Source organism: Methylocystis sp., from assembly GCF_050251305.1.
GTDB lineage: Bacteria > Pseudomonadota > Alphaproteobacteria > Rhizobiales > Beijerinckiaceae > Methylocystis.
On the sequence record NZ_JBFWNB010000004.1, the window covers coordinates 94,254 to 113,933 of the forward strand.

Below are 19,680 nucleotides of genomic sequence, written 5' to 3' on the forward strand. Positions count from 1 at the left end.
CGCTCCTATTGTCCGCTCGTGCGAGCCGTCCCGCGCCGCGCGCGGATTGCGGCTCGCCCGTTTTGGGAGAGTATGATGCGCAGAACTATCGCGACGCTTTCAGCGGCTTTGGCTCTCGGCGCCGCAGCGCTGGCGCCGATCGCGCCGGCGCGCGCCGACTCCGCCGGGCCCGCCATCGCGGCGGGCATTGGCGGCTTTGCGCTTGGAGCCATCACCGGCGGGGCGCTCGCCAATTCGGCGCCGCCCGTCGTCTATCCGGCGCCGCCTGTCTATGTCGCGCCGCCGCCCGTGTGCTGGATCGAGCGCCGTCCGGTCTTTGACGAATATGGCGATGTGATCGGCTCGCGCCCCCGCCGCGTCTGTGAGTGACGCGCGTTCCTGACGGCCGCGGCTCAAAAAAGCCGCGACTTTCCGCTAGAGTCCGCGACATGAAGACGAATCATCTTCTCGTGGCGTTCGCCACGCTGCTGTTCGCGATCGCGCCGGCGCGCGCCGAATGGTCAAGCTGTCTCTCCGGTCTGCGCGCCGCCGCCGCCGGTGCCGGCGTCCGCCAGCAGACGATCGCTTCGGCGACGAATGGGCTGACGGCCAATGACGCCGTCAGCTTCATGGACAAGCAGCCGGAATTCACGACGCCTGTCTGGGACTATGTCGCCGGGCTCGTCGACGACGAGCGCGTCGAGGAAGGGCGGGCGATGATGCGCCAGCATGCGCGCGCGCTGCACGCCGCCGAGAGCCGCTATGGCGTCGATGCGCCGACCATCGTCGCCGTCTGGGGCGCCGAGTCCGATTTCGGCAAGAATTTCGGCAAGCGCCCGGTGGTCCAGAGCCTGGCGACGCTCGCCTGCGAGGCGCCGCGCCGCAACGAATACTGGCGCAAGGAATTTGTCGCCGCGCTCAAGATTCTCGACGGCGGCGACATCGCGGCGGAGGAATTCTACGGCTCCTGGGCGGGCGCCTTCGGGCATACGCAGTTCATGCCGTCGACGTTCCTCGGAACGGCCGTCGATCTCGACGGCGACGGAAGGCGCAACATCGCGAGCTCGGCGGCGGATTCGCTCGGCTCGACCGCGAATTTTCTGCGCAAGGCCGGCTGGCGCGCGGGAATGCCCTGGGGCTTCGAGGTGCGCCTGCCGGCAGGCTATTCGGGACCGACCGGACGCAAGCGTCGCCAGTCGATGAGCTTCTGGCGTTCGAAGGGCGTGACGCGCATCGACGGGGGCGGCCTCGGCGAGGGGAGCGCGGGGCTGGTGTTGCCGGCGGGCCGCAACGGGCCGGCGTTTCTCGTGACGAAAAACTTCGACGCGATCTACGCCTATAATGCGGCCGAATCCTACGCGCTGGCGATCTGCATCCTGTCCGACCGGCTGCGCGGCCGCCCCGGCGTCCAGACTCCATGGCCGACCGACGATCCGGGCCTGTCGCGCGTCGAACGCCGCGAACTGCAGGCGCTTCTGACCCGCCACGGATATGACGTCGGCGACGCCGACGGGGTGATCGGGACGAAGACGAAAGAGGCGATCGCCGATTTTCAGTCGCGCGCCGGCATGCAGCGCAACGGCCGCGCCGGCCTAAAGGTTCTCAACGCCTTGCGCGGACGGTAGGCTCGGCGACGTCTCGATGTTGAAATCGGGCTCGACGTCCGGTTGTTCGACCGCCTTGAGTTCGTCGTCGATCCAGGCCTTGGTCAGCTCCCAGACGACGGCGAGCACGACCGGCCCGGCGAACAGGCCGGCGATTCCATGGGCAAGAACGCCGCCGATCACGCCGACGAAAATCACCGGGATCGGCGTCGACAGCCCATGCGCGAAGATGAAGGGCTTCAACACATTGTCCATGTAGTTGACGCTCAGCATGCAGACCGTCAGCGCCAGGGCGGGGCCCGACGCCATCGTCGTCCAGGCCCAGAAGATGACCGGCGCGACGACGAGCAGCGGACCGATCTGGATGATGCCCAGCACCAGAATGGCGATCGTCAGCAGACTCGCGCCGGGAACATTGGCGAGATACATGCCGACGCCGCCCACGACGGCCTGCAACAGCGACAGGCCCATGACGCCGCGCGAAACGGCGTTGATCGTCGCGCCGGCGAGATCGACGAATTTCTCGCCGCTCGAAGGATCGATGCGGCGCGACAACGCCCGCGCGCCGGAGAGCATTTGCGGCGCGCCGGCAAGAATGAAGCCCATGAGCAGAACCGAGACCAGGAATTTGAGCGTGCCCGCGCCGGCGCTCTTCGCCATGTCGAGCAGAAATTCTCCCGCGGGCTTCAGCTGCGGAAGGATCTGGGTGAAGGCGCTGCGCAGATTGGTCGAGGCCAGCAGCCAGAAGGAATAGAGCTGCTCGCCGACAAAGGGCCAGTCCTTGATCGACGCCGGCGGCCGCGGCACGGCGATATTGCCGGTCTCGATTCCCGCCATCACCGTTTTGATCGGATCGATCGCGCCGACCGCCATCCAGGTGACCGGTCCGATGATCAGCACGAGACCGGCGATTGTCATCAATATGGCGGCGGCGATCGGCCGGTCGCCCATCATTTCCGCGACGACGCGGAAAATCGGGTAGAGCGCAACGGCGAGCACGACGCTCCAGAGAATGATCGCCGCGAAGGGCAGGACGATGGTGAAGGTCCAATAGATAAGGACGCCGATCACCAGCAGGCGGATCGCCAGTTCGATGACGAGCGCATTGAAGCGGCGCTCCACGCCCTTGAAGCCGTTAGTGGGATCGATCACCGGCGTTCTCTCGCCATTCGCTCAGGTTGCACCGCAATATGGTGACGACTTGGCGCGCGTCTGACAAGAGCATCCGTTCGCGCGCGCCAGCCGATGTTCAGCGAGCCGGCGTGCGCGCGACTAATAATCGCCGCTGCCGACCAAAGGATGAATGCCGCCGGCTCCCTTGGACTCGGAGCGCTGCCGTTTGTGCTTGCCGCTCTTGGCCGCCTGATCCGATTTCGACGCGGAAGAAGATTTGGCGCTGTTTTTTGACGATGCGGCCGCAGCGGCCGGCGCGGCGAGCGCGCAGACGAGAAACGCAGCGAGAATGTAACGCATGGGGCTACTCCTGAGCCGTGGTCCGTCGACCAAGGCCTAAACCCGACGCTTACCACATTTCGTGGGCGCTTGGGAGCGAGACCGGCGCTGCGCGCCCGCTTCGACAAGCCGCGCGCATTCTGCGATAGACAGTCCGACCCCTCTCGAACGGATTCGAGCCGCATGACTATCCGCCTTCACCAGGGCGATCTTCCCGACGAGTTCGGCGCCGGCGCCATCGTCGCCATCGACACGGAGACCCTGGGCCTCAATCCGCACCGCGACCGGCTGTGCCTGGCGCAGCTTTCTTTCGGCGACGGGCATGCCGAACTGGTCCAGATCGCCAAAGGGCAGACGCGCGCGCCCAATCTGGAGCGCCTGCTGGCGGACCCCGCCATTTTGAAGGTGTTCCACTTCGCCCGTTTCGACATCGCCATCCTGGCCAAGACTTTCGGCTTCGTCCCTGCGCCGGTCTATTGCACGAAGATCGCCTCCAAGCTCGCGCGCACCTATACCGACCGGCACGGCCTCAAGGATCTCGTGCGCGAACTCCTGGGCGTCGAGATTTCCAAGCAGCAGCAGTCTTCGGACTGGGGCGCGCCGACCCTCTCCGACGCGCAGCAGGCCTATGCCGCCTCCGACGTTCTCTATCTGCACCAGCTCAAGGACCGGCTCGACGCCATGCTCGCCCGCGAAGGCCGCGCCGAACTGGCCCAGGCGTGTTTCGACTTTCTTCCCGCACGGGCGCGCCTCGACCTCGCCGGCTGGCCTGATACGGACATTTTCTCGCATGAGTGAGGCTTTGGCTTCGCCTCGAATTCGCCACCAGCGCGCCTCATGATCCCGCCATGACCGACGTTTTCCCGACGCCCAACGCTCGCGATCGCCTTGACGCGCTTGTTGCGCCGCGCCGGAACGCCTTTCCCGAGGCGCTGCGGCATACGACGCGGGTCACGCGCCTGCGTCGCTGGATCCTCTGGGGGGCGGGCGGCGTCGTCGGAATCGTCGGCCTTGGCCTGCTCGTCAGTTCGCTGCGCTTTCTGCCCGCCGATCTGAGTCTGGCGCGCGTCGCCCTCAAAGGCTCGCGCATCGTCATTGAGAGCCCAAAGCTCGTCGGCTACCGTAAGGACGGACGTCCCTACGAGGTGCGCGCCGTTGTCGGCATACAGGATTTGACCAAGCCCGACGTCTTCGAACTCGAACAGCTCGAAGTCCGGGTCGAGAACTCCAAGGACAATTCCATTGTCCTCGCCGCGGAGAAGGGCGTCTACAACAGGAAGGCCGATCACGCGGACATGTCCGGCGGCGTGACCATCCGGGACGACAAGAATTTCGACATGACGCTCGAGTCGGCCGCGCTGGATTTGAAGGCCAGCCTGATGACGTCCGATAAGCCCGTGCTCTTGAAAATCGACGGCGGCGAGGTCACGGCGCATTCGGTCGAATTCTCGCAAAAGGAGCGTCGCGCGAGTTTCGCAGGCGGCGTCCATTCGGTGCTATACGGGGAGGGCGATACGCCCCCGCAAGCTTCGGGCGCCGCGATCAAGGACTAAATGCGCCCCCAACCCTTCGCTCTTCTCATTGCTGCGCTCGTCGCCGCGACGCCGGCAAGCGCCGCCGGCCGTTCGGGCGGCATCCTGCCGGGCGCCTCCGCCAAGGACCCGCTCAATATCGACGCCGGCAAGCTCGATTATTTCGAGAAGGAGCAGAAGCTCATCTATTCCGGCAGCGTGATCGTCACGCAGGGCCCGACCACTCTGAAGGCCTCGCGCCTCGTCATCTTCCTTGAAGGCAAGGGCGGCGGCGAGCCGGCGGCGACGAACAATGATCGCGTCAAACATATCGACGCCGACGGGCCGGTCACGCTCGTTTCGAAAGACCAGATCGGCACGGGCGATCGCGGCAGCTATGACAAGGCCGAAAACAAGGTCTATCTCACGGGCAACGTCACGCTCACCCAGGGCGAGAATATCGTGAAGGGCGAGAAGCTCGTCTATGACGTCGGGACGGGGTTGGCGACGGTCCAGGGCGGGGCGTCGCAGGGCGGCCGCGTGCGCAGCACCTTCACCCCGAAGAGCCAGTAAGATTTTCGAGAATTACTGCGCCGCGGTCAGGAGTTGGTCGAGCATGTGCTTGCGCTTCGCCTCGTAATAATAGCCGCCGGCGTAGAGCTTGATCGCCCGCGCCTCATTGCCGCCGCTCACCTTGTAGGCGTTGGCGAGGTACGGCACCGCATAGGCGAGATTGGTGTCGGCGTCGAGAAGGCCATGCGCCGGGCCGTGATAGCCCATGTGCCGCGCGGTGTCGTGGCGGATCTGCATCAATCCCCAATAGGGTCCGTGCCGGGCGTTGGGATTGTAATTGCTCTCGCGGCGGATCGAGCGATGGATGAGCGATTCCGGAATGTCGTAGACGCGGGCGTAATGGGCGATTCGCGCGTGCAGCCCGTCCTGGCCGGTGAGTTCAGCCGCCTTTTCAGACTCGTCATAGGCTGCGGGGGCTGACGCGACCAGCGATTCCTGCGGCGCGCAGCCCGCGAGCGCGAGGGCGCTCAAAGCGGCGCAGGCGCTAGACCAGCCGAACAGGCGCATCGCTCCAATTCCCTCTTTTGGCGAGACGTTTCCAGGCTCGATATGCGCCATGCGCTCATGGCGATTTCGTGGCGGCCAAGCTTTTCGCCGTTGATTTCCGGTGGCGGTCGCCTAGCTGCCCGGAGACGAGGATGGCGATGGCGCAGAAGCGGCCGCCGCGTCGCGGCGCGGCCAAAAGCTCAAAGGCCGAAACGGCTTACTGGTCCGGCGAGGTCACGCGCCACAGCAACGCGCTCGATCTGGAGCCGGGCGCGTTCGCCTGGGACGATCCGGCGAAGATCGCCCGCTCGCTGAAATGGTCGGCGGAAGCGAGCGAACGCCGGAAATCGTCGCCGTTTCGCTCCGCCATGTCGATGCTGACCTTCTACATCAACAGGGCGGGCAAGGATTTGCCCGACGAACGCCGGCAGGCGCTGGAACGGGCGAAGGACGAGCTGCGGAAGGCGTTCGGGCGGCCTGCGGCTTGAGCCGCCCATGCCGGCGCGCGCGGGTTGTTGACCCGCGGCGCAAATGTCTGACCGGGCTGTTGTGGCGCGGATGGCCGGGACAAGCCCGGCCATGACGCGTTGAGAGCGGCTTTCCGCAGCTACCGCGCGAACTTCTTATATTTCAGCCGATGCGGAATGACGCTGTCGACGCCCAGGCGCCGCTTCTTGTCTTCCTCGTAGTCGGCGAAATTGCCCTCGAACCATTCGACGTGGCTGTCGCCCTCATAGGCGAGGATATGCGTCGCGATGCGATCGAGGAAGAAGCGATCGTGCGAGATGATGACGGCGCAGCCGGCGAAATCGACGAGCGCTTCTTCAAGCGCGCGCAGGGTTTCGACGTCGAGATCGTTCGTCGGCTCGTCGAGCAGCAGCACATTGGCGCCGCTCTTGAGCATTTTGGCGAGATGCACGCGATTGCGTTCGCCGCCCGACAGCTGGCCGACCTTTTTCTGCTGATCGGCCCCCTTGAAGTTGAAGGCCGAGCAATAGGCGCGCGAATTGATCTCGCGTTTGCCGAGATAGATCACGTCATTGCCTTCCGAGATTTCCTCCCAGACGGTCTTGTTGGCGTGCAGCGCGTCGCGCGACTGGTCGACATAGCCGAGCTGCACGCTGTCGCCGATTTCGATCGATCCGGCGTCGGGCGTCTCCTGGCCGGTGATCATGCGAAACAGCGTCGTCTTGCCGGCGCCGTTGGGGCCGATCACCCCGACGATGCCGCCGGGCGGCAATTTGAAGGAAAGATCGTCGATCAGCAGCTTGTCGCCATAGCCCTTCGACAGATGGTCGAACTCGATGACGTTGTCGCCGAGACGTTCGGCCACCGGAATGATGATCTGGGCGGTCGTCGGCGCCTTGTCGTTCTGCTTGGCGACGAGCTCCTCATAGCGCTGAATGCGCGCCTTGCTCTTCGCCTGACGGGCCTTTGGCGACGCCGCGATCCAGTCGCTTTCGGCTTCGAGCGCGCGCTGGCGCGCCTTGTCTTCGGACGCTTCCTGCGCGAGGCGCTTCTGCTTCTGCTTCAGCCAGCTCGTGTAATTGCCTTCATAGGGGATGCCGCGGCCGCGATCGAGCTCCAGGATCCAGCCGGTGACATTGTCGAGAAAGTAGCGGTCGTGGGTGACGATCAGGATCGCGCCCGGATATTGGCGCAGATGTCCTTCGAGCCAGTTCACCGTTTCGGCGTCGAGATGGTTCGTCGGCTCGTCGAGAAGGAGCAGCTCCGGCTGCTCCAGCAGCAGCTTGCACAATGCGACGCGCCGCCGCTCGCCGCCGGAAAGCTTGGTGACGTCGGCGTCGTCCGGCGGACAGCCGAGCGCGTCCATCGCCTGATCCACCTGGCTGTCCAGATCCCACAGGCCCTTGGCTTCGATTTCGTCCTGAAGCTGCGTCATTTCTTCGGCGGTTTCGTCCGAATAATTCATGGCGAGATCGTTGTAGCGATCGAGAATCGCCTTCTTTTCCGCCACGCCGAGCATGACGTTGCCGCGCACGTCGAGCGCGGGGTCGAGCTGCGGCTCCTGCGGCAGATAGCCGACGCGCGCGCCTTCGGCGACGAAGCCTTCGCCCGTATATTCCTTGTCGATCCCGGCCATGATCCGCAGCAGGGTCGACTTGCCCGCGCCATTGACGCCGAGAACGCCGATTTTCGCGTCGGGATAAAAGGAAAGATTGATGTTGTCCAAGACCTTCTTGCCGCCCGGATAGGTCTTGGTGAGTCCTTGCATGTGGTAGATGAACTGGCGCGCCATATCGCCTCGCAAACGATGGAATTGGCGCAGTGTTTAGAGCATTTTTGCGTTGAGGGGAAAGCCGTTCGCGCCGCCGTGGACGCAAAAAACCCCCGGCCAGGGGCCGGGGGTTTTTCAGGAGGCGTTGCGCTCAGCTGCGCATGAAGCTCATGACCGTCGCGCTCAGCGTGCTGCCGGTGAGCACGAGCGTCGCGCCGAGCGCGAGCAGGGCGACAAGATTCAGCGTCAGATCGGCGGTGTTGCCGGCCAGCGCCAGAACGCCGAGGACGATCGCCGACAGTCCCGCCAGCGCCTGAATGCCGGCCGAACCGGACGCCATTTCGCTCGCCAGCACTTCGGCGCCGACGTTCTGCGACCCGATCGTCGGCTCGGCATGCATGGCCGCGCGACGCAGCACATAAAGCCGCCAGACCGCATTGCTGCTCAGAAGCAGAGCGGTGCCGTAGCCGATCACCGCGACCGGCGACAGGACCGCGGCGCTGACGCCAAGGAGTGACAATACGCCGAGCACGATCCCGCCGGCGCCGACGAGGAAAACGAGCGCCAGGCTGTTGCCGCCCATCTGCTCCGACGACATGGTTCGGGCGCCGCCAGGAAACACGACCTGCGCATATTCCGACAGCATGGCTCCGCCTTGAATCAAGAGCGCGACGCCAAAGACGATCGTCGCGATCGCCACCATCAAAGGCGGCGCAATTCCGACCAGACCGCAAATGGTCAGCACGATCGTGGCGACGCCGCCTATCGCGTCAATGAGGCCGCCATAAGCGACCGCATTGTCATGCGATGCGATATCTCGAGTAATGGACATGTGGGACACTCCAGCCGCTGGCCCCCCGACGGCTAGCTAGCGTCGCTTACGCAATGGGCAAGCATGGCGTTTTGGCGCGGATTGCCTTTTGACTTCCGCACGTTCAAGAAGCGGAAACGAAGCAATCGGCGAGCGTAGCGATGAATGTACTGCTGATCGGATCGGGTGGCCGCGAGCACGCCATCTCCAATGCGCTCAAGAGAAGCCCATTGCTGAGACGGCTCTATGTTGCGCCGGGCAATCCGGGAACCGCGCGCGTCGGCGATAACGTCGATCTCGAGGTCGCCAATCACGCCGCGGTGATCGATTTTTGTCGGGACGCCGGAATCGCGCTGGTCGTGGTCGGGCCCGAGCAGCCGCTGATCGGCGGCCTCGTGGACGAATTGGACAGACGCGGCATTCTCGCCTTCGGACCGACGCAGGCCGCGGCTCAGCTCGAGGGCTCCAAGGGATTCACCAAGGATCTGTGCCGCGACTACGGCATTCCGACCGCGCGCTATGCGCGGTTTGGCGCGCTTGAGCCGGCGCTGCGGCATCTGCGTGACGTCGGCGCGCCGATCGTCGTCAAGGCCGACGGTCTCGCCGCGGGGAAGGGCGTCGTCGTCGCCGAGACGCTTGAGGAAGCGGAGCGCGCCGTCGAAGCCATGTTCGCCGGCGCCTTCGGCCAGTCGGGCGCAGAGGTGGTGATCGAGGAGCGCCTCGAGGGCGAGGAAGCGTCATTCTTTGCGATCTGCGACGGGCTTCGCGCGCTGCCGTTCGCCACGGCGCAGGATCACAAGCGCGTCGGCGACGGCGACGTCGGACCCAACACGGGCGGCATGGGCGCATATTCTCCGGCATCCGTCGTGACGCCGGAGATCGAAGCGCGCGTCATCGACGAAATTATCGAACCGACGATGCGCGCCATGCGCGACAGGGGCGCGCCGTTCAAGGGCGTGCTCTATGCCGGGTTGATGCTGACGCGCGAGGGGCCAAAGCTCATCGAATACAATTGCCGTTTCGGCGATCCCGAGGCGCAGGTCATTCTGCCCCGACTCGAGGATGATCTCCTCGCGCTCATGCTTGCCGCGGCGCGAGGCGAATTGCCGCGGGAACGGCCCCGTTTCTCGCCGCTTGCGGCGCTGACCGTGGTGCTTGCGGCGAAAAACTATCCCGCGACGCCGATCGTCGGATCAGAGATCCGCAACGTTGAAAGCGCCCAATCCATCAAGGGCGCGATCATCACCCACGCCGGCACGCGCGAGGAGGCCGGACGACTCGTCGCCGCCGGGGGGCGCGTGCTCAACGTCACGGCGCTCGGCGAAAGCGTCGCCGAAGCTCAAGCGCGCGCTTACGCGGCCGTCGACCTCATCGACTGGCCGGGCGGCTTTTGCCGCCGCGACATCGGCTGGCGGGAGGTCGCGCGCGAACGAGAACGCTGCTGAGCGGCGACGCGCGGCGGGCGTTCCTGTGTCGGGCGCCCGGCGAGATCAGATGACGTAGATCTTGTCGGGCAGTTCGCCGCCGCTCGCGCCGGGCGGCGCGTGCTGCGCCAGCAGGCGCGCGCATGCCTCGATCGCCGCGACGAAGCCGTCCGCCACTTTTTCCTGCCGCATGTCCTCGAGCAGGGCGTCGAGCGCGTCACGCCATTCGTCGTCGGCGATCTTGGCGGCGATGGCGTCGTCGGCGACAATGCGCGCATAGCGCTCGGCGCAAGAGACGAAGATCAGCACGCCGGTGCGTCCTTTGGTGGCGGCGACGCCGCGCGAAAAGAATTGTTCGATCGCCTCGCGCGCCGCGCGCGCGCGTTTGACCGTGCGCGGCGTCAGGAAGAAGCGCGCCGGCCCCCATGACACGAAGAGCGTCGCGACAATGAAGATCGCGATCTGCGCCGCAAAGATCTCCCGCGTCGAAAGATCGCTGAACAGCAGCATCGGCCAGGGCGACGCCAGCGCCACGAAGGCGCCCCAGAGCGGCGGGACATAGGCGTAATCGGACGAGCGGCGCGCCAGCACGCAGACGATTTCGCCGGACGTGGTTTCTTCGGCGCGGCGAATCGTTTCGGCGATGCGCTCAAAATCCTGCGCAGTGAGCTGCATCACCAGTCCCCCGATGCGCCGCCGCCGCCGGACGAGCCGCCGCCGCCCGAAAAGCCGCCGCCGTCGCTCCATCCGCCGCCGCTCCACCCGCCGTCGCCCCAGGAATCGTCGCCCCAATAGCCGCCGCGGCTCGGGGGGAGAATGATGACGGGCGGACCGCCGCGCCTGTAGCTCTGGTAGGGCGGCGGCCGGCCGCGGGCGCTGCGCGCCATCCAGATGAACATGAACAGAAACAGCGCGAAAAAGATGAGCGGGAAAAGCTGATCGAAGGCGGTCGGCTGCGGGCCTCGCGCGCGTTTGGTCCATTCGGCGGAATCGCCGGAAAGCACCTCGATGATTCCCTCGACGCCGCGTTCGACGCCGGCGCCGAAGTCTCCGACCTTGAATCGCGGCGCGACGGCGCTCGTCAGAATGACTTTCGACAGCGCGTCGGTCAGCGTCCCCTCAAGACCGTAGCCGACCTCGATGCGCATCTTGCGTTCGTTCGGCGCGACAAGGAACAGAACGCCATTGTTCTTTTTTGCCTCTCCGAGCTTCCAGGCGCGAAACAGGCCATTGGCGTAGCTCTCGACATCCCGGCCGTCGAGCGAATTCACCGACGCGACGACGAGCTGAATGCCGGACTTATCCTCAAGAGCCTTCAGCTTCGTCTCGATCGCGCTCTTCGTCGCCGGCGGAATGATGTCCGCCTGATCGACGATCCGGCCGGTGAGCGGCGGATAATTCGCCGCCGCAAAGGCCAGCGAGCCCAGAACCAGCGACGTCAGAAGCAGGACAAGCGGCGCGAGCCAGCGCGCGGCGCCGCGCATCGCTATTTGCCTTCGCAGCGCGCGCAGCGCCCGGCGATCTCGACGACGCGCGTCCGCGGGCTGAAATTCGCCGCCGCGATGAGCTCCCCGAGTTCGCGGGCGAATCCTGGAGAGGTCGCCTCTTTCACCTCGCCGCACTGCTCGCAAATGATGAAAACCACCGGCTCCTCGGCTTCATGCGCATGGCCGCAGACGATATAGGCGTTCTTTGAGGCCAGCCGATGCGCCAGACCGTTGTCCATCAGATAGCCGAGCGCGCGATAGACGGACACCGGCGCGGGACGCTTGCCCTCTTCGTCGGCCATGAGGTCGATCATTTCGTAAGCGCCGACCGGTCGGTTCGCTTCCGTGAGGATGTCGAGCGCCCGTCGGCGCGCCGGCGTCAGGCCGGCGACCCTGGGCCGTAGGGTTTTTGTCGTGCGACTGGTCATCGCGTCAATTTAGGCGGCTCCGACCCAAAAGACGAGGCTTTAGCGTTTGGCGCAGGCCGCCGCGAACTTCCTGAACTTCTCCGACGCGTCGGCCAAAGGCGCCGAGCGCTTTGCCCCGCCGATCGCGATGTCGAGCGTTTGCCCGCCGGCCATTGCGGCGAAGATCGGGTCTTTCGCCGGGAGGCGTCCCTCGAAGCTCGGCACGCCCGCTTCTTCATTCGGGAAGAGCTTGCCGGCGACCTTCGCCGACTGCGGGCCGACAGACAGGAGCGCCGTCGCCTTGCCGCCCGCTTTCAGCTTGTCGCTTGTCTCGGCGATCCAGATTTTGACCACGCCGCTCCCCGGCGCGCAGGTGAAGCTGCCGAGGCTGTCGTCGCTCTCCGGCACGCCATAGCCGAGATAGACGCTGTCGGAGGCTTTCTCCTCCAAACCGCCAAGCGTCCAGACGCGCTGGTCGGTCTCGGCGGAGAGGTCCGAAAGCGCGAAGATGGAAAGGACGCCCGCCAGGGCCAGTGTTCGGTGCACGCCGTTCTCCCTGGCGTGGACGTCGGGACCGTCGCGCCGCCTTGCGCTCGCGCGCGCGGCGCCTATAGTCCGCGCGCATTCGCTTCCCGCCGAGCCAGAGCCGAAAATGAACCGCCCGAAGAAAGAAATCAAACGCGTCGTCCTCGCCTATTCCGGCGGACTCGACACTTCCATCATCCTCAAGTGGCTGCAGACGACCTATGGCGCGGAAGTCATCACCTTTACCGCCGATCTGGGGCAGGGCGAGGAGCTCGAGCCCGCGCGCGAGAAGGCGCTGTTGCTGGGCGTGAAGCCCGAAAACATCTTCATCGAAGATCTGCGCGAAGAATTCGTGCGCGACTATGTGTTCCCGATGTTCCGCGCCAACGCGCAATATGAAGGGCTCTATCTCCTCGGCACGTCGATCGCGCGTCCGCTCATCGCCAAGAAACAGATCGAAATCGCGCATAAAATGGGCGCCGACGCGGTCTGCCATGGCGCGACCGGCAAGGGCAACGACCAGGTGCGATTCGAACTCGGCTATTACGCCCTCGACCCCGACATCACGGTCATCGCGCCGTGGCGCGAATGGGACTTCGTCTCGCGCGCCGATCTCATCGCTTTCGCCGAAAAGAACCAGATACCGATCGCGAAGGACAAGCGCGGCGAAGCGCCCTTCTCGACCGACGCCAATCTTCTGCATACGTCGTCAGAAGGAAAGGTGCTCGAAGACCCGAGCCAGGAGACGCCCGACTACGTCTATTCGCGCACCGGCAATCCCGAGGATGCGCCGGACGCGCCGCAATATGTCACGATCGACTTCGAGAAGGGCGACGCCGTGGCGGTGGACGGCTCCAGGCTTTCGCCTGCGGCGCTGCTCGCGAAGCTCAACGATCTCGGGCGTATTCACGGGATCGGACGGCTCGATCTCGTGGAAAACCGCTTCGTCGGCATGAAATCGCGCGGCATGTATGAAACGCCCGGCGGCGCGATCCTGCTCGTGGCGCATCGCGGGATCGAGAGCCTTACGCTCGACCGCGGCGCGGCGCATCTCAAGGACGAGCTGATGCCGCGCTACGCCGAACTGATCTACAACGGACTGTGGTTCTCGCCGGAGCGCGAGATGCTGCAGGCCGCGATCGACAGGAGCCAGGAGCATGTGACCGGCCGCGTGCGCCTCAAGCTCTACAAGGGCTCGGCGACGCTCGTCGGCCGCGAAAGCCCCTGGTCGCTCTATGATCAGGACCTCGTCACCTTCGAAGAGGGCGGAACCTACGATCAGCGCGACGCCGAAGGCTTCATCAAGCTCAACGCCTTGCGGCTGAGGACGCTGGCGAAGCGCGCCGCGCGCGGGGCGAAACAATAACGGACCGCCTCAATATCGATTTGGCGGACGCCCTGTCGCGTCGTTCTCCCGCGAAGCGGGGAAGGATAAGTTGCGTGGACGAGGGAGACGCTGCTGCGCGAACTCGCGCGCCGTCGCACGCGCTCACGTCGCTCGCCGATCTCGTCGAGGCGCGCCTGATTGCGGAAATCAGCGCTCGGCGCCTCTACGATGTCGCGCAGCGTTACAGCATCGCCGTCACGCCGGAAGTCGCTGCGCTGATTGATCGCGACGATCCGAACGATCCGATTGCGCGACAGTTTGTTCCCGACCTCCGTGAAGCGACGATTGCGCCGCAGGAGCGAGCCGATCCAATCGGCGACGACGTCCATTCGCCGCTGCCCGGCCTCGTGCATCGCTATCCCGACCGCGTGCTCTTGAAGCTGCTGTCGGTTTGCCCCGTCTACTGCCGTTTCTGCTTCCGCCGCGAGACCGTCGGACGCGGCAAGGGCGATCTGCTGCCCGAGCCGGATGTCGCGGCGGCGCTCGACTATGTCGCGCAGCGGCCGCAGATTTTTGAAGTGATTCTCACCGGCGGCGATCCTTTGATGCTGTCGGCGCGGCGACTCGACGCCGTATCGCGCCGGCTTGCTGAAATCCCACATGTTTCCCTGTTGCGCGTTCATACGCGCGCGCCGACGGTCGCGCCCGAGCTTGTGACGGCGGATCGCCTTTCGGCGCTGCGCGCCAGCGGCAAGACGCTGCTCGTCGCCCTGCACGTCAATCATGCGCGCGAACTGAACGGGGCGGCGCGCGCGGCGATCGCGCGGCTGCGCGCAGCGGGCGCGATCCTCCTCTCGCAGACCGTTCTGCTCAAGGGCGTCAACGACAGCGCCGACGTTCTGGAGCCTTTGATGCGCGAGTTGGCAAGCCTGGGCGTCCGGCCTTATTATCTGCACCATCCAGATCTCGCGCCGGGGACCGCGCATTTTCGGCTGAGCCTCGCGACAGGCCGGCGAATCTATGCGCAGCTCTCGCGACGCGTGACCAGCGTGGCGCTGCCGGCCTATGTCCTCGACATCCCCGGCGGCTTCGGCAAGGCGCGGGTCGCCGAAGGCATGGCGGAGCCAGACGGGCGGGGAGGATGGACCATCGTCGACCGGAACGGCGAGACGCGGTCCTACCGCGACGCGCTCGAAGCGCCGCAAGACTGATCTTTCTTCCCTGTGCTCGAAACCGATTCCATCGGCTCGCCACGTAAGGAGAACATGTGCGCAAACTGACGCTCCTGATCGCCATCTTGATTGCGACATTCGCCGCCTCCGCGTTGCGCGCCGACGAGACGCGGGCCTCGATCGAACAGTTCAACGCGCGCCTCGATCGCGCGCGCGCGACGCTCGACGAAATGCAGAAGGCTCTGGAGCAGCCCAATCTGTCCGACGGCGCGCTACGCAACCTGCGCGCGCGCATCGAACCGCTGCCGCACGAGCTGGAAGAAACAATCGAGAAGCTGACGCCGCAATTCGTCGCGGTTGAAGCGCGGCTGAAGGAGCTCGCGCCCATCGCCGCAAAGGCGGAGGAGCCCAAGGAGACGAAGGAGCCTCAGAAAGCGCCTGAAAAGCAGGAGGAGCCCAAACGGCCGGCGAAGCCCGCCGCGAAGACCGGCGCCGAAAAGCCGCAGCCGGCGAGAGGTCCGCCCGCCGCCGCTCCCGAGGCGAAGCCCGCCGAACCCGGCTCGCCTGACGCGGCGGCGCGCGTCAGCGCCAATACCGAACTCGAGGACCAGCGTCGCCTCTACGACGCGCTCGACGCGACGTTGAAACGGGCGCGCGCGATGTTGCTCGAGGCGCGGCAGATCTCTGCGACGATCGTCGCCCGCCAGCGGGAACTCTTTGCGAAGAATCTGTTTCTCCGCACCAATGGCCTGTTTACGCCGTCGCTGTGGCGCGCAGCGCTGGATGGCGCGTCCGAGACTGTTCGCGACTCGGGAAGCTTTCTTGCCGATCGGGTGAAGAATGTCGCGGATCGCGTCAACAGCGGCCGTCACGCGCAGCTGATCGCCGTCCTTGTTCTGATCGCGGCTGGCGTCGCCTTGACGCTTTTCCTTTCGAAACGCGTCGCGCGGCGTTCCGACGACGAAGCCTCTCCGTCGCGTGTGCGCAAAGCGGCGGCCGCCGGATGGACTGCGCTGGTGCTCGCCGCCACGCCGGTTGTGGCGGTCGGCGCGCTAAGTCTCGCCTTTGACGCTTTCGATCTGATCGACGCCCTGTTTGAGCCGATCTGGCGGCGCTTCGTCGAGGGCGTCGCCAGCGTCGCCTTCGCTTACGCCATCGCGCGCGCGGTGTTTGCGCCGTCGCATCCGAAGTGGCGGCTCATTGATCCCGGCGATCGTCTCGCCAGCCATCTCACGAAACTCATCACCCTGGCCGCGCTGGTTCTCTCCGGAGCGCGTTTGCTCGAGCAGCTGGAGGAATCGGTGCAGGCCGGCCTTCCGCTCGTCATCGTGACGCGCGGCTTGGGCGTGATGGTCGTTGCGGGGCTCATCGTCATCGGACTCTTTGATCTGCCGAGCCGCGAACAGGTCGAAGAAGGCGCCGTCGTGACGACCGCCGAGGGCCGCGACTGGATGAGCGCTGCGCGATTCTTCGGCGTTCTCCTGGTCCTCGTGCTCTTAGGGGCCGCCGGCGCCGGCTATGTGACGTTCGCGAATTTCGTCATTCTGCAAATTGGATGGACCGCGGCGGTCCTGGCGATTCTCTATGTCGTCGTCACCCTGTTGCGCGGCGGCGTCGAGGCGGCGCTTGCGCCGACAAGTTTTCTTGGCCGCAATTTGATCAGCGGCCTCGGCATTCGCCGGGAACAGCTCGCGCCGCTTGCGGTGCTGCTGTCGGGCGTCGTCACGCTGCTGTGTTTCCTCGCGGCGGCGCTGGTGATGATCGCGCCGCTCGGCTTCGAGTCGGGCGATTTTCTGGCCAATATTCGCCAGGCGTTCATTTCCTTCAAGATCGGCGACGTCACCGTCTCTCCGTCGAACGTCCTCGTGGCGGTGCTGCTCTTCGCCGCGGCGCTCGCAGCGGCGCAAGGCCTTCGGCGCTGGCTGGACACCCGTTTCCTGCCGCTCACGCGGCTTGATCCGGGGTTGCGCAATTCGATCAGCGCGACGCTCGGCTACGCCGGGTTCATTCTCGCGGCGGCGCTCGCGCTGTCCTATGTCGGGCTCGGATTTGAAAAGCTCGCCATCGTCGCGGGCGCGCTTTCGGTCGGCATCGGCTTTGGCCTGCAATCGATCGTCAACAATTTTGTCTCGGGGCTTATCCTGCTCTGGGAGCGCGCCATTCGCGTCGGCGACTGGGTCGTGGTCGGCGATGAACAGGGCTATGTCAAACGCATCAATGTTCGATCCACCGAGATCGAAACCTTCGATCGCGCGACGATGATCGTGCCGAATTCGAATCTCGTCACGGGCGTCGTGAAGAACTGGCTGCGCGGCGGCAAGGTCGGCCGCATCAAGATCGCGATCGCGCCCCATGCCGGGGTCGATCCGGAAAAATTGCGCGACATCCTTCTTGCCGCCGCGCGCGCGCAGGAAGGCGTTCTGCGCATCCCCGCGCCTCAGGTCATGTTTCTCGGCATGGAGTCGAACGCCTTCAAATTCGAACTGTGGTGCTATGTCGAGGATGTCGAGCAGTCCGTGCGCGTGCGCAGCGATCTGCACTTCGATCTCTACCAGCGGCTCCACAAGGCGGGGATTTCGATTGGCCTTGCGGCGGCGGCGACGCAGACGATCGTGCACATGCCGCAATTCGACGAAATCGCCGCGGCGGCGACTGCGGGCGCCCTTGCGGTCGAGGTCAGTCTCGCGCGCGACAAGAGCCAAGCCGAAAAAGCGGAACGGCCCGATGTCCCCAAAGAGAGCGCTCACGCGTTGGACAGCGCGCCGGCAAAGTAACGCCTTGCGTTCATTGTTTGTCAAAGAATGAGGCGCGAGATGCGTCGCATGTCCGCGTCGCCTCTTCTTCGTATCGCCGTTCTTCTCGGGCTTGGCGCGCTCGGCGGGTGCAACGCCGGCCAGGAGCCAGCGACGACGGCGACTGGTTCGGAGCCGTCGATGTATCGTTCGCTGGCGTCGAACGACGCGCGCGTCGACCCATTGACGGCGCGCGACATGATCTCGCTGTATCGACGCAACAGCGGGCTTGGCGCTCTGACGCTTGATGAGGGGTTGCAGCGCGTCGCGGAGGCGCAGGCGCGGGACATGGCGCGAAGCGGAGATCTTGCGGCGCGCGGCGCGCTCGGCGACCGCCTCGTCGGCGCAGGGATTCAGACATCGGCCGCCGTGGAGAATGTTTCGGCGGGCTATCGCACGCTGGCGGAAGCCTTTTCCGGTTGGCGCGACTCGGCGCCGCATAATGCGCGCATGCTGGATCGGCGCGTGAGGCGAATGGGCATCGCGACGGCCTATGCGCCCGGCGCAAAATATAAGGTCTATTGGGCGCTTGTTCTTGCGGACTGAGTCAGGCGCGGCCCCGGCGCCTGCGTTTGCCGCCGCGGGTCGGCGCGTCGCATGATTTCGGGGCGCAGGCTTCCGACCGATCGGCGAAAGCGTCTTCCATGCGCACGTAGCGCACGCCGAGAAAGAACAGGATTTCGGCGTCGCGTTCCGGCGCGCGTCTGCGCGTCGACGTCGCTCGCATGCGCGGCTGGAGGGCGATGACCTTTCCCATGGCGACTCCTCCGAAGCTTCTTCCGCCGACGATGAATCAGCCGTCCGGGACAATTAGGAATTGGCAAGGGTTAATGTTCCGTCAACGACCGGATGCTAGCGTCTCAACGTTGCGTGTGAGTCCTGAGTGGTGTTGTGATGAGCGACGGTAAGGAACAACGTCGGATCGTCGATGCGTCGCTGCTTCGTGCGGTCGTCGACCAATTTGTCGAGCGATCGATGCACCCCACCGCCGACATCAGGCAGTTCGAAAAGCTCGCGCTCGGCCTCGTTGATATCATCGACTCTGAAACGGTCGCCCGCGTTGCGCTGCCGCTCTGCTTCCATCCCGAAACGCCGCCCTCGATTTTCGGCCGTTTTTTCGACAAGGGCGCGGCCGCCGCGGCGCTCGCCTTTCAATTCGCGCCCAATCTGTCGCAGCGGGACATGATCTCCACCGCCGAGCAGGGGCCGGCGCAATTCGCGGCGGCCATCGCCCGTCGGCGCGATCTCGATCGCTCGACGATGCTGGCGCTGGCGTCGCGCAGCGAGCGCAAGGTGTTGCGCGCGCTCGCCGGCAATCTCTCCGCGCATTTCGATGCGGCGTCGCGGCGCGCGCTGGTCATGGCGGCCAGAGACGATCTGACGCTCGCGCGCATTTTGCTTGATCGCGACGATCTCGATCTGGATCCGGAGCCTCTGTTCCTCGCGGCGACCCGGCTCGAGAGAAGGGCGATCGTGCTCAATGTCTGTCGGCAGATCCTGGTGAGCGGCGCAACCGAGGCCCCGCTTCGCGCCGACGCGGATTTCGTCGCGGCGATGGAAGCGGCGGCGCAACGCGATGACCGCGGCGCGATGGCGGCTCTCCTCGCCGAAACGCTGGAGTGTCGGAAGGATCGCGCTCGGGCGCTTGTCGCCGACCATCTCGGCGAGGCGCTCGCTTTGGCGCTCAAGGCGATTGGCGTCCCGCTCGAGTCGGCGACGCGGATCTTTCTTTGCGCCGAGTCGGCCGTCGCGCGTGACGTCGAAATCGTGCGCGCGCTTGTCGGCTTGATGCGTTCGACGCCGCAGCGCGCGGCGACGCGCATCGTTGCGGCAATGACCGGGGCGGCGCGGGCGGATCGCGAAGCCGCCCGACGAGCTAGATCGGAAGAGC

22 protein-coding genes are annotated in these 19,680 nt (G+C 65.5%); 12 read left to right on the top strand and 10 right to left on the bottom strand.

All coding sequences use genetic code 11. The features are described from left to right. Window positions 1–75 precede the first annotated feature (75 nt). Together AB7F41_RS02690 and AB7F41_RS02695 are read left to right on the top strand one after the other, a co-directional pair. Window positions 76–369, top strand: a complete 294-nt coding sequence (locus AB7F41_RS02690; protein WP_428380131.1) for a hypothetical protein — start codon at window positions 76–78, stop codon at window positions 367–369. Between the two features lie 59 nt (window positions 370–428). Then, window positions 429–1,604: a lytic murein transglycosylase gene (locus tag AB7F41_RS02695; RefSeq protein WP_428380129.1), complete on the top strand. Its 1,176-nt coding sequence runs from the start codon at window positions 429–431 to the stop codon at window positions 1,602–1,604. Here AB7F41_RS02695 and AB7F41_RS02700 read toward each other — a convergent pair. Further along, on the bottom strand, window positions 1,572–2,735 hold the full coding sequence (locus AB7F41_RS02700) for an AI-2E family transporter (protein ID WP_428380128.1): 1,164 nt from the start codon (window positions 2,733–2,735) through the stop codon (window positions 1,572–1,574). The genes AB7F41_RS02695 and AB7F41_RS02700 overlap by 33 nt on opposite strands. Before the next feature lie 120 nt (window positions 2,736–2,855). Beyond that, complete coding sequence (locus AB7F41_RS02705) at window positions 2,856–3,056, bottom strand: hypothetical protein (RefSeq protein ID WP_428380126.1); 201 nt, start codon at window positions 3,054–3,056, stop codon at window positions 2,856–2,858. Window positions 3,057–3,218: 162 nt separating this feature from the next. Between AB7F41_RS02705 and AB7F41_RS02710 the strand changes: the two genes are divergently transcribed. Genes AB7F41_RS02710 through lptA form a run of 3 tightly spaced genes read left to right on the top strand, consistent with a single transcriptional unit; the run spans window position 3,219 to window position 5,119 of the window. Then, window positions 3,219–3,833 (top strand): ribonuclease D, encoded by a 615-nt coding sequence (locus AB7F41_RS02710; protein WP_428380124.1) that lies wholly within the window; start codon window positions 3,219–3,221, stop codon window positions 3,831–3,833. Window positions 3,834–3,883: 50 nt separating this feature from the next. Beyond that, window positions 3,884–4,588: an LPS export ABC transporter periplasmic protein LptC gene (gene lptC, locus AB7F41_RS02715; RefSeq protein ID WP_428380122.1), complete on the top strand. Its 705-nt coding sequence runs from the start codon at window positions 3,884–3,886 to the stop codon at window positions 4,586–4,588. Then, on the top strand, window positions 4,589–5,119 hold the full coding sequence (gene lptA / locus AB7F41_RS02720; RefSeq protein ID WP_428380121.1) for a lipopolysaccharide transport periplasmic protein LptA: 531 nt from the start codon (window positions 4,589–4,591) through the stop codon (window positions 5,117–5,119). Window positions 5,120–5,131: 12 nt separating this feature from the next. Here lptA and AB7F41_RS02725 read toward each other — a convergent pair whose 3' ends face one another. Next, on the bottom strand, window positions 5,132–5,677 hold the full coding sequence (locus tag AB7F41_RS02725) for a transglycosylase SLT domain-containing protein (RefSeq protein ID WP_428406433.1): 546 nt from the start codon (window positions 5,675–5,677) through the stop codon (window positions 5,132–5,134). An 86-nt stretch (window positions 5,678–5,763) separates the two neighbouring features. Between AB7F41_RS02725 and AB7F41_RS02730 the strand changes: the two genes are divergently transcribed. Further along, window positions 5,764–6,093, top strand: coding sequence for a DUF3175 domain-containing protein (locus tag AB7F41_RS02730; protein ID WP_428380117.1), 330 nt, complete (start codon window positions 5,764–5,766; stop codon window positions 6,091–6,093). Window positions 6,094–6,212: 119 nt separating this feature from the next. Here the strand turns inward: AB7F41_RS02730 and ettA are convergent, their stop codons facing one another. Continuing rightward, a complete protein-coding gene (gene ettA / locus AB7F41_RS02735; RefSeq protein ID WP_428380116.1) occupies window positions 6,213–7,865 on the bottom strand; it encodes an energy-dependent translational throttle protein EttA in 1,653 nt (550 codons plus the stop codon). 130 nt (window positions 7,866–7,995) lie between these two features. Further along, window positions 7,996–8,676: a hypothetical protein gene (locus tag AB7F41_RS02740; protein WP_428380114.1), complete on the bottom strand. Its 681-nt coding sequence runs from the start codon at window positions 8,674–8,676 to the stop codon at window positions 7,996–7,998. A gap of 140 nt (window positions 8,677–8,816) precedes the next feature. Here AB7F41_RS02740 and purD point away from each other — a divergent pair, with 140 nt between their 5' ends. Next, window positions 8,817–10,100 (top strand): phosphoribosylamine--glycine ligase, encoded by a 1,284-nt coding sequence (gene purD / locus AB7F41_RS02745; protein ID WP_428380113.1) that lies wholly within the window; start codon window positions 8,817–8,819, stop codon window positions 10,098–10,100. A gap of 45 nt (window positions 10,101–10,145) precedes the next feature. Here purD and AB7F41_RS02750 read toward each other — a convergent pair whose 3' ends face one another. Genes AB7F41_RS02750 through AB7F41_RS02765 form a run of 4 tightly spaced genes read right to left on the bottom strand, consistent with a single transcriptional unit; the run spans window position 10,146 to window position 12,519 of the window. Next, the gene (locus AB7F41_RS02750; RefSeq protein ID WP_428380111.1) at window positions 10,146–10,754 is read right to left on the bottom strand and encodes a TPM domain-containing protein; all 609 of its coding nucleotides are present in this window, start codon (window positions 10,752–10,754) and stop codon (window positions 10,146–10,148) included. Then, complete coding sequence (locus AB7F41_RS02755) at window positions 10,754–11,563, bottom strand: TPM domain-containing protein (RefSeq protein ID WP_428380109.1); 810 nt, start codon at window positions 11,561–11,563, stop codon at window positions 10,754–10,756. The genes AB7F41_RS02750 and AB7F41_RS02755 overlap by 1 nt, the downstream gene beginning before the upstream one ends. Before the next feature lie 2 nt (window positions 11,564–11,565). Next, on the bottom strand, window positions 11,566–11,994 hold the full coding sequence (locus AB7F41_RS02760) for a transcriptional repressor (RefSeq protein WP_428380107.1): 429 nt from the start codon (window positions 11,992–11,994) through the stop codon (window positions 11,566–11,568). 39 nt (window positions 11,995–12,033) lie between these two features. Then, the gene (locus AB7F41_RS02765) at window positions 12,034–12,519 is read right to left on the bottom strand and encodes a hypothetical protein (RefSeq protein WP_428380105.1); all 486 of its coding nucleotides are present in this window, start codon (window positions 12,517–12,519) and stop codon (window positions 12,034–12,036) included. A 106-nt stretch (window positions 12,520–12,625) separates the two neighbouring features. Here AB7F41_RS02765 and AB7F41_RS02770 point away from each other — a divergent pair, with 106 nt between their 5' ends. The 4 genes from AB7F41_RS02770 (at window position 12,626) to AB7F41_RS02785 (ending at window position 18,335) form a co-directional block, all read left to right on the top strand. After that, entirely contained in the window at window positions 12,626–13,864 is a 1,239-nt protein-coding gene (locus tag AB7F41_RS02770) for an argininosuccinate synthase (RefSeq protein WP_428380103.1), read from the top strand. 74 nt (window positions 13,865–13,938) lie between these two features. Next, window positions 13,939–15,036 carry a lysine-2,3-aminomutase-like protein gene (locus tag AB7F41_RS02775; protein ID WP_428380101.1) on the top strand — a complete coding sequence of 366 codons (1,098 nt, stop codon included), beginning with the start codon at window positions 13,939–13,941 and terminating at the stop codon, window positions 15,034–15,036. 56 nt (window positions 15,037–15,092) lie between these two features. Beyond that, window positions 15,093–17,771: a DUF3772 domain-containing protein gene (locus tag AB7F41_RS02780; protein WP_428380099.1), complete on the top strand. Its 2,679-nt coding sequence runs from the start codon at window positions 15,093–15,095 to the stop codon at window positions 17,769–17,771. Window positions 17,772–17,810: 39 nt separating this feature from the next. Then, window positions 17,811–18,335 carry a CAP domain-containing protein gene (locus tag AB7F41_RS02785; RefSeq protein ID WP_428380097.1) on the top strand — a complete coding sequence of 175 codons (525 nt, stop codon included), beginning with the start codon at window positions 17,811–17,813 and terminating at the stop codon, window positions 18,333–18,335. 1 nt (window position 18,336) lies between these two features. Here AB7F41_RS02785 and AB7F41_RS02790 read toward each other — a convergent pair whose 3' ends face one another. After that, the gene (locus tag AB7F41_RS02790; RefSeq protein ID WP_428380096.1) at window positions 18,337–18,546 is read right to left on the bottom strand and encodes a hypothetical protein; all 210 of its coding nucleotides are present in this window, start codon (window positions 18,544–18,546) and stop codon (window positions 18,337–18,339) included. A 137-nt stretch (window positions 18,547–18,683) separates the two neighbouring features. On the opposite strand from AB7F41_RS02790, the gene AB7F41_RS02795 reads away from it, so the two are divergent. After that, on the top strand, window positions 18,684–19,680 hold a 997-nt coding region (locus tag AB7F41_RS02795), incomplete at its 3' end, for a DUF2336 domain-containing protein (RefSeq protein ID WP_428406434.1).